The following is a 13,668-nucleotide window of genomic DNA, read 5'->3' as shown; positions in this document are numbered from 1 at the left end:
AGCCGCTTTCGTCCCATTTTGCCGTCCGATTTTTACTCTGCCCGACTAGGATATTTAACAACTCACCGTCTTCGGCTAGGCGACTTGTGACATCCGTGGGGCGGCGAGCAGTGCCAGCAGCGGTCTCACATCGTCATAGGTATCTATGGCGCCAGCGTACTCCTTCGCCTGTTTGATATCTTTGTACGACAGGCAATCCGCGACCACATTTCCAAACTTTTGCTCCACTACGCCAACCGATAGCGGGTTTTCGGGGCTGCCGCGTCGATTTAGTATCTCCAGGTTGAAGCGTCGCCCGTCCTTGCTGTGGACCTGCACGTACGCCGCATGCCGAAAAGCCGGTCCCATGGCATCGATCGCAGCATCTTCCCGCGCCGATATGCGTTTGATGAAGTCGAGGATGGCGGGGTCCGCCAGCCGGCTTTCCTGGTATTGCGCAACAAATGCCACACCATCGATCGCCATCACCGCCAAACCGTAATAGAGATTCATCTGCGCCGCGGTGACCCCCTGCACAAGGTAGGGCCAGGCGCAATGCACATAGGTCATATGGCTCACGGCCACATCGACAGAAACGATGTCGTCCGCAATCAGGCCGTTTTCATCCATCAATTGACGCAGGGCGTCCATCGCCGCGTGGATGCTGGTCACGCTGGCGTGGGGTTTGTAGCCGACCTTTGCGGCTTCCCATTCGTGGCCCAGTCCTTCCGTCAGCCTCGCCAGATCGGGTTTGTCGCTGTAGCTGCCGAGGTAGCCGCCGTAGGGTGCCTCCAGTACATCGAGAATGCCGGTGAACCCCTTGCTGGCCAGTTGCGCTGCATAGACGCCGCTCTGCGCGGCGCGGCCAGCGTGAAAACGCTTGACCATCGCGCCTTCCTGCGCGGCCATCAGCCCGCCGGCCTGGGATCCGGCGATGCCGAACGCATGCTGCATCTGAATCGGGTTCAGGCCGAGCATCCAGCCGGCAGTTGCCGTTGCCACGAACACGCCCGATGTCCCCTGCGGATGGAATCCCCTAAAGAAAAGTGATGTGGTGGCTGCATTTCCCACCCGGCAGCCGATCTCGTATCCGCATGCCAGCGCCGTCAGGAGGTCGCGGCCGCTGCAGGGCCGTCCGTCGGCGCGGGCTTCTGCAAAAGCCGCGGCCACCGGCAATGCGATGGAGCCGGCGTGAAGGATGGACTCCTTGTGGATGTCGTCCAGTTCGAAGGCATGGCCCGCCGTGCCGTTGACCATCGCCGCGCCAGCGATGGATGTCCGGGCGCCGGTACCGAAAATCGACGCCACCGGACGTGCTCCTTCAAGCTCGACCATGGCGCGTACCCGGGCCGTCCACGGCAACGTCATGCCGTGCAGGCAGCAGCCCATGCTGTCGAGAAGGCTGGTTTTCATGCGTTCGACGACGACCGACGGTAGGTCTTCATGACGCATCTCGGCGGCGAAACGCGCCAGCGCCGCAGTGGCTCCGGCGTTCGTTGCAGGGGGTGGGGTATCGGTCATCGAATCATGGATTCAAGGGTCGGTGCGGACTCTCATGTGCAGCCGGACGTGACAGGATCGGTGCCCCTCACAACGGCAATCACAGCTACGGTCGACATGGATCTCAAGCAACTGCGTTATTTCGTCATGGTGGCCGAGGAGCTCAACTTCAGCCGGGCCGCCACCCGGCTGCACATGTCGCAACCACCGCTGTCGCAGCAGATCAAGGCCCTGGAAGAAGAAATGGGTGTGTCTCTGCTGCACCGCAATCCACGCGGCGTGCGACTCACCGACGCCGGCACGGTCTTCCTGCGCGAATGCCGGTTGCTGCTCGACCAGTTCCGTTCCGCGGTGCACTCGACGGTACGCGCGAGCCAGAACAACGCCGGAACCATCCGGCTGGGTGTTGCGACCTCCGGCCTGTTCAGCGTGTTGCCCACCCTGATGGACCTGCTGCGGGCGGACTTTCCGCATGTCGAGGTGCTGGTCCGCGACATGCAGTCGGACGACCAGGTGCAGGCGGTGGCCCAGGGCGCCCTGGACCTGGGCATCGTGCACGTCAAGCCGGAACGCATGAATGTCGGCCGGCATGAACTGTTCCGCGAACCGCTGGCGCTGGTGTTGCCGCACGACCATCGGCATGCGGCCGGCGCGATGCCCGGGCTGAACGAATTTGCGGAAGAGTCCATGGTCGCCCTTTCACGGGAACACGCGCCTACCGTGTTCGACGCCATGATCGCCTGCTGCTCCGAAGCGGGTTTCAGCCCCAACATCCGTCACACCGCCCGCAACCCGTTCACCATTTTCCAGATGGTGCGCAGCGGTTTCGGCATCGCGCTGGTGCCGAACTCCTACCGCCAGGGCGGCTATCCCGGCGTGGTATTCCGTGATCTCGATCGCAGCGCAGGCCAGGTACGGCTGGAGGTCATCTGGAGCGAACGCAATGCTTCGGAGCTGACGCAGAAAATCGTTCATGAGCTGCTGCCGCGGCTGGCCGCGGCCCTCGTGTGACGGCGTGGTTCAGTTGGTTCAGTGGGGCTGCAGGCTCACCCGGCCATCGACCAGGTTGATCATGGCGGGGTGGTAATTCTTCGAGAAACCCGCGGCCTGCGTCTTGCGCAGCAGGTCGCAGGTGTATTGCGCGATATGCGGCTCGAAGTCGCCCTCGGCTGCCAGCGCCAGTGCCAGGGAAGCGTCCTTGATGGCGTAGTCGACCGGGAAGACCTTTTCCGGAAAGCTGTCGGGCACGAGTGACTTCATGCCGTGGTTGCGCAGTACGAAGCTGTCGGCCGAGCCTTGCGACAGGGCGGTGAAAAGCTCCTTGCCGTCCATGCCGGCACGCCGCCCGATGGTCAGCACCTCCGACAAGGCATTGACCGTCATGAACACCATGATGTTGTTCAATATCTTGACGATCTGGCCGCAGCCGGTGGGGCCGCAGTGCAGCACGTCGCTGCCCATGCATTGGAGGAAAGGCAACAGCGACTCGAACTGCTCGGCGGTGCTGCCGACGGTGATGAACAACGTGCCCTTGATCGCCGCCTCGGCGGTGCGGGCGACCGGGGCATCGATGAACTCGATGCCGGCGGCGGCCAGTTTTTGTGCCAGCGCCCGGCTGCGAGCCACTTCGCTGGTACTCATGTCGACGATGGTCTTCGGGGCGGGCGATGCGGCCATCAGCGACGCACACACCGTCTCCACCTGGGCGATGGACGGCAGCGAGAGAAACACGATATCGGCCGCCCGCGCGAGCGACTGCAGCGACGTTTCGGCGATGCCGCCCTTGGCCGCGACGCGGCTCACCGCTTCCGGCGACTGGTCGAACACATGGACCGGCAGGCCCGATTTCTGCGCAAGGTTGGCGCACATGTGTTCGCCCATCACGCCGAGTCCGACAAATCCGATGGTCTTGATGGAATTCATGATTTCAGGGTCCTGGAAAATTCTTGGATGGGTGCGTTTGCGTTTATTCGTTCAGCCGGATCTGGGCAGCGGCGACCAGTTCCTTGTCCAGCGCGGTCTCGCGCGCCACGAAAGCAGTGAATTCGGCGGGTGACGAAGCCACCGTCTGGAAGAACATCGACGACAGCTTCTGCACCACGGCCGGTGCCTGCATGACGGTCTTGAGTTCGGTGTTGAGCCGCTCGACGATGTCCTGGGGCGTCCCGGCCGGCGTCCAGATGCCGTACCAGCTCGGCATGTCGAAGCCGGGAAACCCGCTTTCGGCCACGGTCGGCAGGTCGGGCAGGGCCGGCAGGCGCCTGGGTGTGGTGACGGCCAGCGCACGAAGGGTGCCGCCCTTCACCTGCGGATAAGCCGACGCCATCGGCTCGACCATGGCGGCGACATGCATGCCGATCAGGTCGTTGATGGCGGGTGCTCCGCCCTTGTAGGGAACGATGGGCATGTCGACCTTGGCCTTCACCTTGAGCAGTTCGGCGGCCAGGTGGCCGGCCGCACCGTAGGCGGCGGTCGCCCACTGCACCTGGCCCGGCCTTTTGCGGGCGTCGGCGAGCAGTTGCTGCAGGGTCGCATAGGGGCTCTGGGCGGACACGATCACCAGTTGCGGCAGGGCTCCGAGGTAGGTGACCGGGGTGAAATCCTTTTCGGTGTCGTAGGTCGTGGTGCCCACCATGATCATCGGGTTGACCACCTGAAGTGATGCGTTCAGCAGCAGCGTGTAGCCGTCGGCGGCCGAGCGCTTGACATGCTGCGCGCCCAGCACGCTGTTGGCGCCGGGTCGGTTCTCGATGACCACCGGCTGGCCGAGCTGCGCCTGCAGCTGGGGTGCGATGGTGCGCGCCACCGTGTCCACCGAACCGCCCGGCGGAAACGGCACCACCAGCTTGATCGGCCGGGACGGATAGGTTTGTGCCCAGGCGGGCATGGCGGCGGCGCCGGCCGCCAGCCCGGCACCGGCCAGCAGCAGTGAGCGCCGGCTGGCCGAGGTTCCAGGGAAATTCATTCGCATGGCTGTCTCCTGTTTTGGCTGTGTTCAGCTCTTGATGGCGAAGGGATCGCGCTCGACGTCCGAGTAATCGATCATCACGTTGCGGGTCGTCAGGTACTCCAGCAGCCCGGCTTCGCCGCGCTCCCGCCCGATGCCCGATTCCTTGAAGCCGCCGAACGGCGCCTGCGCGGCCAGTGCCCGGTAGGTGTTGACCCAGACGCTGCCGGCCTGCATCGCGCTGCTGACCCGCATCACCCGCGAGATGTCCCTGGACCAGATGCCGGCGGCCAGGCCGAAACGGCTGTCGTTGGCCATGGCGACAGCCTCGGCCTCGGTGTCGAAGGGAATGATCGCCAGCACCGGGCCGAAAATTTCTTCCTGCGCCAGGTGGCTCCTGTTATCCACTTCGGCGAAGACGGTCGGTTCGACGAAGTAGCCGGTTTCTAGGCCGGGCCCTTGCGCCCGCTTGCCGCCGGTCATCAAGCGTGCACCCGAAGCCCTGGCACCCTCGATGGCCGCCAGGATGCGGAGGAACTGGGGCTCGTTGGCCACGGTGCCCATCTCGGTGCCGGCATCGAGCGGATTGCCCATGCGGATCAATGCCGCGCGTTCCGATACCCGGCGCACCATCTCGTCGTACACGCCGCGCTGCACCAGCAGCCGGGAGCCCGCCACACAGGTCTGTCCGGTGGCACCGAAGATGCCGGCCAGCGCGCCCACCACGGCCTTGTCGAGGTCGGCGTCGTCGAACACGATGTTGGGCGACTTGCCGCCCAGCTCGAGTGTCACCGGCACCAGGCGGCGGCCGGCGGCCGCTGCGATGTGTCGGCCGACGCCGGGGCTGCCGGTGAAACTCACCCGCATCACACCTGGCGCATCGACCAGCGCGCTGCCGGCCTCGGCACCGCCGGTAATCACGTTGAAGACCCCCGGCGGGAAACCCGCCTGTTCGACCAGCGCGGCAAATTCAAGCGTGGAGCACGAGGCGTGTTCCGAAGGCTTCACCACCACGCAATTTCCCGCGGCCAGCGCCGGTGCCAGCTTGTTGGCCAGCAGGGCCAGCGGTGAGTTCCAGGCGGTGATCAAGGCGACCACGCCATAGGGCTCGCGCACCAGGTAGTCCAGCACGTCCTTCTGGTCGACCGGCACTTGCTGGCCGAAAAGCTTGTCGGCATAACCGGCGAAGAAACGCAGTTGCCGGCCGACCCATTTCATCTGCGGAAAGGTCTCGCGGACGATCTTGCCGTTGTCGCTGCTCTCGATGATCGACATGCGTTCGGCGTTCGCCTCGATCAGTTCGGCCAGCTTCAGCATCATTCCGGCGCGGGCAATGCCTGACGTGTGGCGCCATGTCGTGTGGAAGGCCCGCTGGGCGGCAGCGACCGCTGCTTCCACATCGGCGGTGCCGGCATCCGGAATCTCCGCCCACACCTCGCCGGTGTAGGGGTTGACGCTGGGCAGCATGCGGCCCGAGAGGGGCGCGACATATCCGCCGTCGATGTACAGCTGGTGTTTCTTGATCATCCTGTCTCCGTCTCTTTTTTCTTCGGTCCGCCCCAGGCGGTGCAGGGCCGAACTCTAGTAGTGCGATACGCGCACGGTCCAATACGAAAATCGTCTCTCAGCCATTCGAAACACAGAAGGTTTCGGCCGCGCGGTATCCCAGTCGGGCAGACATCGCACCGGCCGCGGCGGCCAGCGCCTTCGGCACCGCGCCGTCCCATCGCGGGTCCAGCCGTTCGGCTTCGCAGGTGGTCGAAAGGGCCAGCACCATCCGGCCGTCCGCGCCATACACAGGTGCGCTGAAGGCGTTGACCGTCACCTGGTGCCGCTCGGACGGTGCCGCCCCGACGGCCCTGGCGATGCCGTGCTGGCGTGCCTCCTGCAGGCGCACTGCAAAGCGTCCGTCGTCCGGTCGGGCGGCGGCAGCCCGCGTCGCCAGTTCCTGTTCGACCGCCGCATCCACCGTGTTACCCCCCATGAAGGCTGCAAATGAAAGGCCGGTGGCCGACTGAGTGAGACTGACCAGCACGCCGGTCTGCAGGTAGGGGCTGACCGGATGGCTGGACGGCTCCCAGCGCACGATGGTCGGCCCGTGGCTGCCCCATACCGCGAGGCCGACCGTGCGCTGGCCGATCTCCTCGCAGATCTGCGGCAGCGCGGCACTGGCCAGGCGCACCGCCTCCAGCGCCGGCAAGGTGCTGCTGCCGCCCGCGCCACCCGCGCCGACGGCACCGCCCAGGTCGTGGGCGAACGTCACCATGTACCGGCCGTCGCCGAAGGCCAGCGACTTGCGCGGCTGCCGGTCGATGTGTTCGACCCGGCCGATGAAAACGATGTGGTCGCCGCCCGGGTAGGCCGCCACCTTCACGCATTCGAGCGTGGCCGCGCTGCCTTCGATCACCGGCACTCCGCCCAGTCCGGGGCGCACGGATATCCCTGCAAACTTGTCGTCGCCCGATCTGGCGAACCGGTTGGCGATGGGCACCTGGTCGTCGGCCATGATGTTCACCACGAACCGGTCGGAGTCGCGGAAGGCATGGTGGCTGCTCGATGTCAGCGCCTGGCTCCACAGCACCAGCGGCGGATCCAGCGAAACCGAGCTGAATGAATTGGCGGTGACGCCATAGGCCTTGCCTTCGGAATCCAGCGTGGTGACCACGGTGACGCCGGTCGGAAACGCGCCCAGCACCTGGCGCAACTGGCGGCTGTCGAAGTTCATGGCGACACCTTCTCTGATGTTTCCTGCAACCGAGCCGATGCCGATGCCGCGGCCCGGCGATGGGCGATGAGCTGGGCGATGGTGGTGATCACCAGACGGTGCGCCCTTGCGAACTGCAGCAGCCCCGGCCGGCGCAGCACCTCGCCGTTGCCGTCGACCAGTTCACACAACACGCCGCCCGGGGATCGGCCGGCCAGTTGCACCAGGTCGTTTGCCGCCTCGGTATGGCCGGGCCGCTCCAGCACACCGCCCGGCCTTGCCCGCAGCGGGAACACATGGCCGGGCCGCACGAAGTCACCCGCCGACGCCGCCGGATCGGCCAGCGCACGCAGCGTGGCCGCCCGGTCGGTGGCCGATATGCCGGTCGACACGCCGTGGCGCAGGTCCACGCTGACGGTGAAAGCGGTCTCGAAGGATTCGTGGTTGTCGCGCACCATCGGCGGCAGCCACAGGCGGTCCAGCACTTCACCGGGCAAGGCCACGCAGATCAGGCCGCTGGTGTAGCGCAGCATGAAACCGACGGCCTGCGGGGTGATCGCATCGGCCGCGACGATCAGGTCGCCTTCGTTTTCCCGCGACTCGTCGTCCACCACCACCACGAATTCACCGCGGGCGACGGCCGCTATGGCGGCTTCGGCGCTATCGAATCCGGCTGCGTTCTTCAGGCCTTTCGAACGCTCCAACAAGGCAAATAACTGTTGCACGACAACTCCATCGGTCTAGGTGGAGCCAGTGTCGAAGTGGGGCGCCGCATAGACAAATGGCGAAACCCAATGGAGTTATGGGCACGCCCTATAAATCGCCGCGCCGCGATTCATGCGTGCGCTGCGAACGCCATTTATTGGGCTTGGCTATAGGTTCATTGCAGAGCGGAAATTGCGGCAAACAGCACCTGCGGCAAATATCGAAACGCCTGCCGAAGCGGCATGGGACTCCCGCTCCAAACGAAAGCAATTCGATGCAAAAACCAAATCGCCAGATGACGCTGATCGCCTTCATGCAGGCGCAGAACTGCACCAACTACGCCGGCTCGTGGCGCCATCCGTCGAGCATGACGGACTACCTGTCGCCGGAGTATTACCAGCGGGTAGCCCGTACGCTCGAGGAAGGAAAGTTCGACATGGCCTTCTTTGACGACCGGCTGGCCATGCCCGACATCTACGGCAACAGCCACCACGACACGGTGAAATACGGCGTGCGTGCCATCAAGCTGGAGCCGACTTCGGTACTGATGGCGATGGCGATGGTGACCTCGCGCCTCGGCCTCGGCGCCACGTACTCGACCACCTACTACGAACCCTTTCATGTGGCCCGCCTGTTCGCCACGCTCGACCTCCTGACCAAGGGCCGCGTGGCCTGGAACGTGGTCACCTCGATGAACGACTCGGAGGCCGCGAACTTCGGCAAGTCCGAGCATCTGGAACACGACCTGCGTTACGACCGCGCCGACGAATTCATGGAAGTCGTGATGGGCCACTGGGACACCTGGCAGGAAGGCGCATTGCTGGCCGACAAGGAAGCCGGCGTGTTCGCCGACCCGGACAAGGTGCATCGCCTGGACCATGCCGGCGCCTTCTTCAAGTCGCGTGGGCCGCTGTCGGTGCCGCGCTCGCAGCAGGGCCACCCGGTCATCCTGCAGGCGGGGCAGAGCGGGCGCGGGCTGGCCTTCGCCTCCCGCTGGGCCGAACTGGTCTTCGCCAAATACCCCACGCTGGAAAACGGCAAGAAGCAATACAAGGCGCTGAAGGACGGCATCGCCAACGCCGGCCGCGATCCCGCGTCGGTGCGAATCGCACCCGAGCTGAAGATCATCGTGGCCGAGACGGAGAGCCTGGCCCGCGAGAAACGCGACGAGATCGCCAGCATGTCCCGCCCCATCGACGGCCTGACCATGATCGGCGAGACGCTCAACATCGACTTCTCCGGCCGGCCCTACGACGAACCCTTCACCGACGCGGAACTGGCTGCCGTCTCCTGGCAGAGCCTGCGCGACAAGGTCGTGCAGGTCAGCGGCAAGGCCAACCCTTCGGTGCGCGATTTCGTCGAGGCATCGGGTCGGGGCACCCTCAACGACGGCCCGTGTTTCGTCGGCACCGGCAAGCAGGTGGCCGACCAGATGCAGGAATGGTTCGAGAACGCCTGCGACGGTTTCGTGCTGTCCGGCACCACCGTGCCCGGCACCTACGAAGACATCGTGCGGCTGGTGGTGCCCGAACTGCAGAAGCGCGGGCTGTTCCGCAAGGAATACGAGGGCAGCACCCTGCGCGACACCCTGGGTGTTCCGCGGCCGAACGCCGGCGACTGGAAGAAGGTGGCGTGATGGCCAAGAAGACCGTCAGCATGATGTCGGCCAGCGGCATCCTGGGCTACGGCTTTCCGGAGGCCTCGCTGGAGGCCGCCCTGGCCCGCAAGCCCGACATGATCGGCGTGGACGGCGGAAGCTCCGACCCCGGCCCGCATTACCTGGGTTCCGGCAAGACGCTCAATTCGCGGCTGGCCGTGAAACGCGACCTTTCGCTGCTGCTGCGCGGCGCCATCCGCAACGGCATTCCGCTGATGGTGGGCACCTGCGGCGGTGCCGGCGGCGAGCCGCACCTGCAGGCCTGCGCGGACATCATCCGGGAGGTGGCGCGTGAACACGGCCTGAGTTTCGGCATGGCGCTCATCCACTCCGAGCAGGACGCAGGTTTCATCGTCGAGCAGCTCGAAGCCGGCAAGGTGCGTCCCCTGGGAAATGCGCCGCAGATCAGCGCAGCGGATATCCGTGCAGCTGAACGCATCGTCGCAATGATGGGCCCCGAACCCTACCGCGCAGCGCTGGCCGCCGGTGCCCAGGTGATCCTCGGCGGGCGCGGCACCGACCCCGCGCCGTGGGTGGCCCTGGCCATGCACCACGGCCTGCCTCCGGCGCCGGCCTGGTACGCCGGCAAGATGCTGGAGTGCGCCTGCAACGCGGCCATCCCCAAGAAACACGACTGCCTGCTGGTGACCGTGGGCGAGGACTTCGTGGAGGCCGAGCCCCTGAACCCCGAGCTCCGCTGCACACCGCTTTCGGTGGCGGTGCAGGCGCTACATGAAAACGCCAGCCCGGTCATCCGTTACGAACCCGGCGGCATCGTCGACTCGACCGATTGCGTCATCGAGGCCGTGACCGACCGGGTGGTGCGCATCACCGGCATGCGCTGGCAGCCCATGCCGTATTCGATCAAGCTCGAAGGCGCCCGCATGGTGGGCTACAGCGCCACGGCCACCGCCGCCACGCGCGACCCGGGGCTGATCGGGCAGATGGACAGTTTCCTGGACTTCGTGCGTGCTTCCACCGCCACCAAGGTGACCGCCCTGGGCATTTCGCCGGACGACTACCAGCTGGTCATTCGAGCCTACGGGCAGAACGGGGTGATGGGCAGCTGGGAGCCGAGCCGGGACGTGGTGCCGGTCGAGATGGTGCTGATCGCCGAGGTGGTGGCCGTCACGCAGGACACCGCCAACGCCGCGCTTTCGCTGGCCCGGGTGACGCTGCTGCATTCGGACTTCCCGGGCCGCATGTGCCGCGAGGGAAACATGGCTTTCCCGTTTTCGCCCTCGGACATCGAGCGCGGCGCCATCTACGAATTCATGCTCCAGCACGTGGTCGAGATCGACGACCCGCTGCGCATGTTCCCCATCGGCTACGAACAGGTCGGAGACACCGCATGACCCGCCTCAAGGACATCGCCAAGGCCTGCAAGAGCAAGAACGCCGGGCCGTTCCACATCACCCTCGACATCATGTTCGACAAGCCCGAGCTGTTCGAGAAAGTGCGCGCCTCGGGTGTCATCACCGCCGGGCTGATCGCCCGTCTGTACGGCGTGCCGGAGGCTTCGGTGCTGTTCACCGAATACCCGCCCGCGCTGGCCTGGAAGGCGACGATTCCGCGCCGCATCGCCTCGGGTGCGGTGGGCGACACCGACGTGTACGGCGCGCAGCAGCATGCGCCGCTGCTCGATATCGAAGTGCCGGTCTGAGCGGTCCGCCGCCTGAAAAGGAGACAAGAAAATGCCGATCAGCCGCAGAACCTTTTGCACCGCATCGCTGGCCCTGCCCGGTGTGATGGCCGGGCGGGAAGCCGGTGCGCAGGACGTCTATCCGAGCAAGCCGGTGCGCATCATCGTGCCCTTCGCACCGGGCGGGGGCACCGACTTCTCGGCCCGCGTCTTCAGCGCAAGGCTGGGGGAGCGCCTGGGCCAGCCGGTGACGGTCGAAAACCGCCCGGGCGCCGCGTCGACGCTGGGCACCGCCTATGCCGTCAAGTCGCCGCCGGACGGCTACACGCTGCTGGTCATCTCCGGCAGCTACGTGGTCAATCCCAGCCTGTACAAGCTGGGTTTCGATCCGGTGAACGATGTGGAGCCCATCATCCAGTTGACCGAGAGCGGCTATGTGCTGGTGGTCAACCCCAAGGTGCCGGCGCAGAACTTGGCCGAGCTCATCGAGCTGATGCGCCGGCGGCCGGGCGAACTGACCTATGCGTCGAGCGGGCAGGGCGGGCACCTGCAGGTGGTGACCGAATACATGCTGGGGCTGGCCAAGGTGAAGGCCAAACACATTCCGTACCGCGGCACCGGTCCGGGCGTTGCCGACGTGCTGGCCGGCAACGTGGACATGATGTTCGGTGGCACCGAGGCACTGATGCAGTTCGTGGCGGCCGGCAAGCTGAGGGCCATCGCGGTGGGTACGCCGAAGCGGCTTTCGGCGTACCCGGACATCCCGACCGTCGAGGAGGCGGGAGTTCCCGGATACGAAGTCGTCGCCTGGCACGGCATGCTCGCGCCGAAGGGCACCCCGCCGCAGATCGTCGCCACGCTGAACCGGCACATGAACGCGGTGGTGCGCGACAAGGAAATCAACGAGCGCATCGCACCGCAGGGCGTCGACGGTGCGGGCGGCACACCGGAGCAGTTCCGGGCGCTGCTCAAGACCGAGATCGACCGATACGCCGTCGTGGTGCGCGACGCGCGCATCAGGGCCGGCGAATGAACGCAGCCAACTTCTGGGCAATCGAATGAAAAACACACCCGAACTCCACCAATCGACCGGCAACGTGGCAGCTGCGCTCGCCGATTTCGGCCATCGCCTGAAGGCCGCGGACCTGCCGCAGGACGTCTGGAACAAGTCGGTCCACCACATCGTGGATGCCATCGGCCTGGCCTTCGCGTCACAGCATTTCGGATTCGCCGGACCGGGCCTGGCGGGCATCGCCGCCGCCGGCGGCGCGGGCGAGGGCACGGTGGTCGGCAGCAAGCTGAAACTGGCTCCACGGGATGCCGCCGCCGCCAACGGCTACCTGATGCACGGGCTGGATTTCGACGACACCCACCCCGGCGCCATCGTCCACCCCACGGTGGCCTGCCTGCCGGCCGCGCTGGCCGTGGGCGAGGCACAGGACGCGACCTGGGGCGAAGTGGTCGCCGCCTACGTGGCGGGCATGGAAACCTGCATCCGCGTCGGCCGGTCGGTACACGGCGGTTTCCATCACACCGGTTTCCATGCCACCGGCCTGGTGTCGCACTTCAGCGCGGCGGTGGTCGCCGGCAAGCTGATGGGGCTGGATGCCGGCCAGATCGTCGGCGCGCAGGGCATCGCGGCCAGCACGGCGGCGGGTGTGCAGGTCTTCCTGGAAACCGGCGCCTGGACCAAACGCCTGCATCCCGGCTGGGGTGCGCTGGCCGGCATCACGGCCGCCACGCTGGTGAAGCACGGTTTCGATGCACCGCAACGCCCGTACGAAGGCCGCTTCGGTTTCTTCGAGACCCACATGCAGACGCATGCCGGAGATGTCGACGTGACATCCATCGCAGCCGGGCTGGGCGACGAATGGACGCTGCTGGACACCGCCATCAAGCCCTATCCGGTGTGCCATTTCATCCACGGTGCGGCGGAAGCGGCGCTGCAACTGCATGCACAGATCTCGCAGCGAGGCGAGGTCGGACAGATAGCCCGTGTCACCTGCGACCTGCCGGCAGCCACGCTGCACATCGTGGCCGAACCGGCGGATGCCAAACGGGTGCCGCGAACCGACTACGAAGGCAAGTTCAGTGCGCATTTCGTGGTGGCCGCCTGCCTGCTGCGCGGCCGTTTCGGGCTGGCCGAACTCGACGATACGAGCCTGGCGGATCCGGAAATCCTGGCGCTGTGCCAGCGCATCGATTGCGTGGAGGAGGTCGGGTCGGCTTTCCCGAAGCACTTCTCCGGGGCGGTGTCGGTCACGCTGGCGTCCGGCGAAACGCTGAGCCGGCGCATTCCGGTGAACCTGGGCAGCGGCGAGCGTGCCTTGTCGCGTGAGGACATCGTGGCCAAGTTCCGTGGCACGGCGGGTGTCACCTTGCCGCCCGCGCGGGTCGATGCGGTGCTGGAGGCGCTGCTGTCGGCCTCGCATGACACGCCCGTACGCACGATTACCGCCGCGCTGGGCAGCTAGTCAAGCGTGAAAACGACGCCCTCGGGCGTCGTGTCGATGCCTTTGCCTGGCTTAAGCTCA

The 13,668-nt window shown here is 65.9% G+C and carries 12 protein-coding genes; 6 read left to right on the top strand and 6 right to left on the bottom strand.

Translation table 11 applies throughout. The features are described from left to right. Positions 1–75: 75 nt before the first annotated feature. Positions 76–1,500 (bottom strand): MmgE/PrpD family protein, encoded by a 1,425-nt coding sequence (locus AC3ANW_RS23695; protein ID WP_488345726.1) that lies wholly within the window; start codon positions 1,498–1,500, stop codon positions 76–78. A 96-nt stretch (positions 1,501–1,596) separates the two neighbouring features. Between AC3ANW_RS23695 and AC3ANW_RS23690 the strand changes: the two genes are divergently transcribed. Continuing rightward, the gene (locus AC3ANW_RS23690) at positions 1,597–2,490 is read left to right on the top strand and encodes a LysR family transcriptional regulator (RefSeq protein ID WP_488345725.1); all 894 of its coding nucleotides are present in this window, start codon (positions 1,597–1,599) and stop codon (positions 2,488–2,490) included. Between the two features lie 18 nt (positions 2,491–2,508). On the opposite strand, the gene AC3ANW_RS23685 is transcribed toward AC3ANW_RS23690, so the two are convergent. From AC3ANW_RS23685 to ribB, 5 genes are all read right to left on the bottom strand, one after another. Next, a complete protein-coding gene (locus AC3ANW_RS23685) occupies positions 2,509–3,402 on the bottom strand; it encodes an NAD(P)-dependent oxidoreductase (protein WP_488345724.1) in 894 nt (297 codons plus the stop codon). A 43-nt stretch (positions 3,403–3,445) separates the two neighbouring features. Then, complete coding sequence (locus tag AC3ANW_RS23680; RefSeq protein WP_488345723.1) at positions 3,446–4,450, bottom strand: Bug family tripartite tricarboxylate transporter substrate binding protein; 1,005 nt, start codon at positions 4,448–4,450, stop codon at positions 3,446–3,448. A 24-nt stretch (positions 4,451–4,474) separates the two neighbouring features. Continuing rightward, on the bottom strand, positions 4,475–5,953 hold the full coding sequence (locus AC3ANW_RS23675; protein ID WP_488345722.1) for an aldehyde dehydrogenase: 1,479 nt from the start codon (positions 5,951–5,953) through the stop codon (positions 4,475–4,477). A gap of 97 nt (positions 5,954–6,050) precedes the next feature. Then, positions 6,051–7,151, bottom strand: a complete 1,101-nt coding sequence (locus AC3ANW_RS23670; RefSeq protein WP_488345721.1) for a flavin reductase — start codon at positions 7,149–7,151, stop codon at positions 6,051–6,053. Then, positions 7,148–7,855, bottom strand: a complete 708-nt coding sequence (ribB, locus tag AC3ANW_RS23665; RefSeq protein ID WP_488345720.1) for a 3,4-dihydroxy-2-butanone-4-phosphate synthase — start codon at positions 7,853–7,855, stop codon at positions 7,148–7,150. The genes AC3ANW_RS23670 and ribB overlap by 4 nt, the downstream gene beginning before the upstream one ends. A gap of 254 nt (positions 7,856–8,109) precedes the next feature. On the opposite strand from ribB, the gene AC3ANW_RS23660 reads away from it, so the two are divergent. Genes AC3ANW_RS23660 through AC3ANW_RS23640 form a run of 5 tightly spaced genes read left to right on the top strand, consistent with a single transcriptional unit; the run spans position 8,110 to position 13,608 of the window. Continuing rightward, positions 8,110–9,471: an LLM class flavin-dependent oxidoreductase gene (locus AC3ANW_RS23660; RefSeq protein ID WP_488345719.1), complete on the top strand. Its 1,362-nt coding sequence runs from the start codon at positions 8,110–8,112 to the stop codon at positions 9,469–9,471. Continuing rightward, positions 9,471–10,847, top strand: a complete 1,377-nt coding sequence (locus AC3ANW_RS23655) for an acyclic terpene utilization AtuA family protein (protein ID WP_488345718.1) — start codon at positions 9,471–9,473, stop codon at positions 10,845–10,847. Before AC3ANW_RS23660 ends, AC3ANW_RS23655 begins: the two co-directional genes overlap by 1 nt. Next, positions 10,844–11,155 (top strand): DUF4387 domain-containing protein, encoded by a 312-nt coding sequence (locus AC3ANW_RS23650; RefSeq protein ID WP_488345717.1) that lies wholly within the window; start codon positions 10,844–10,846, stop codon positions 11,153–11,155. The genes AC3ANW_RS23655 and AC3ANW_RS23650 overlap by 4 nt, the downstream gene beginning before the upstream one ends. A gap of 31 nt (positions 11,156–11,186) precedes the next feature. Further along, positions 11,187–12,167 carry a Bug family tripartite tricarboxylate transporter substrate binding protein gene (locus AC3ANW_RS23645; protein ID WP_488345716.1) on the top strand — a complete coding sequence of 327 codons (981 nt, stop codon included), beginning with the start codon at positions 11,187–11,189 and terminating at the stop codon, positions 12,165–12,167. 25 nt (positions 12,168–12,192) lie between these two features. Then, on the top strand, positions 12,193–13,608 hold the full coding sequence (locus tag AC3ANW_RS23640) for an MmgE/PrpD family protein (protein WP_488345715.1): 1,416 nt from the start codon (positions 12,193–12,195) through the stop codon (positions 13,606–13,608). The last annotated feature ends 60 nt before the right edge of the window (positions 13,609–13,668 follow it).

It is taken from the genome of Xylophilus sp. PBN-3R, from assembly GCF_057747805.1.
This window is presented reverse-complemented; position numbering and strand designations above follow the sequence as displayed.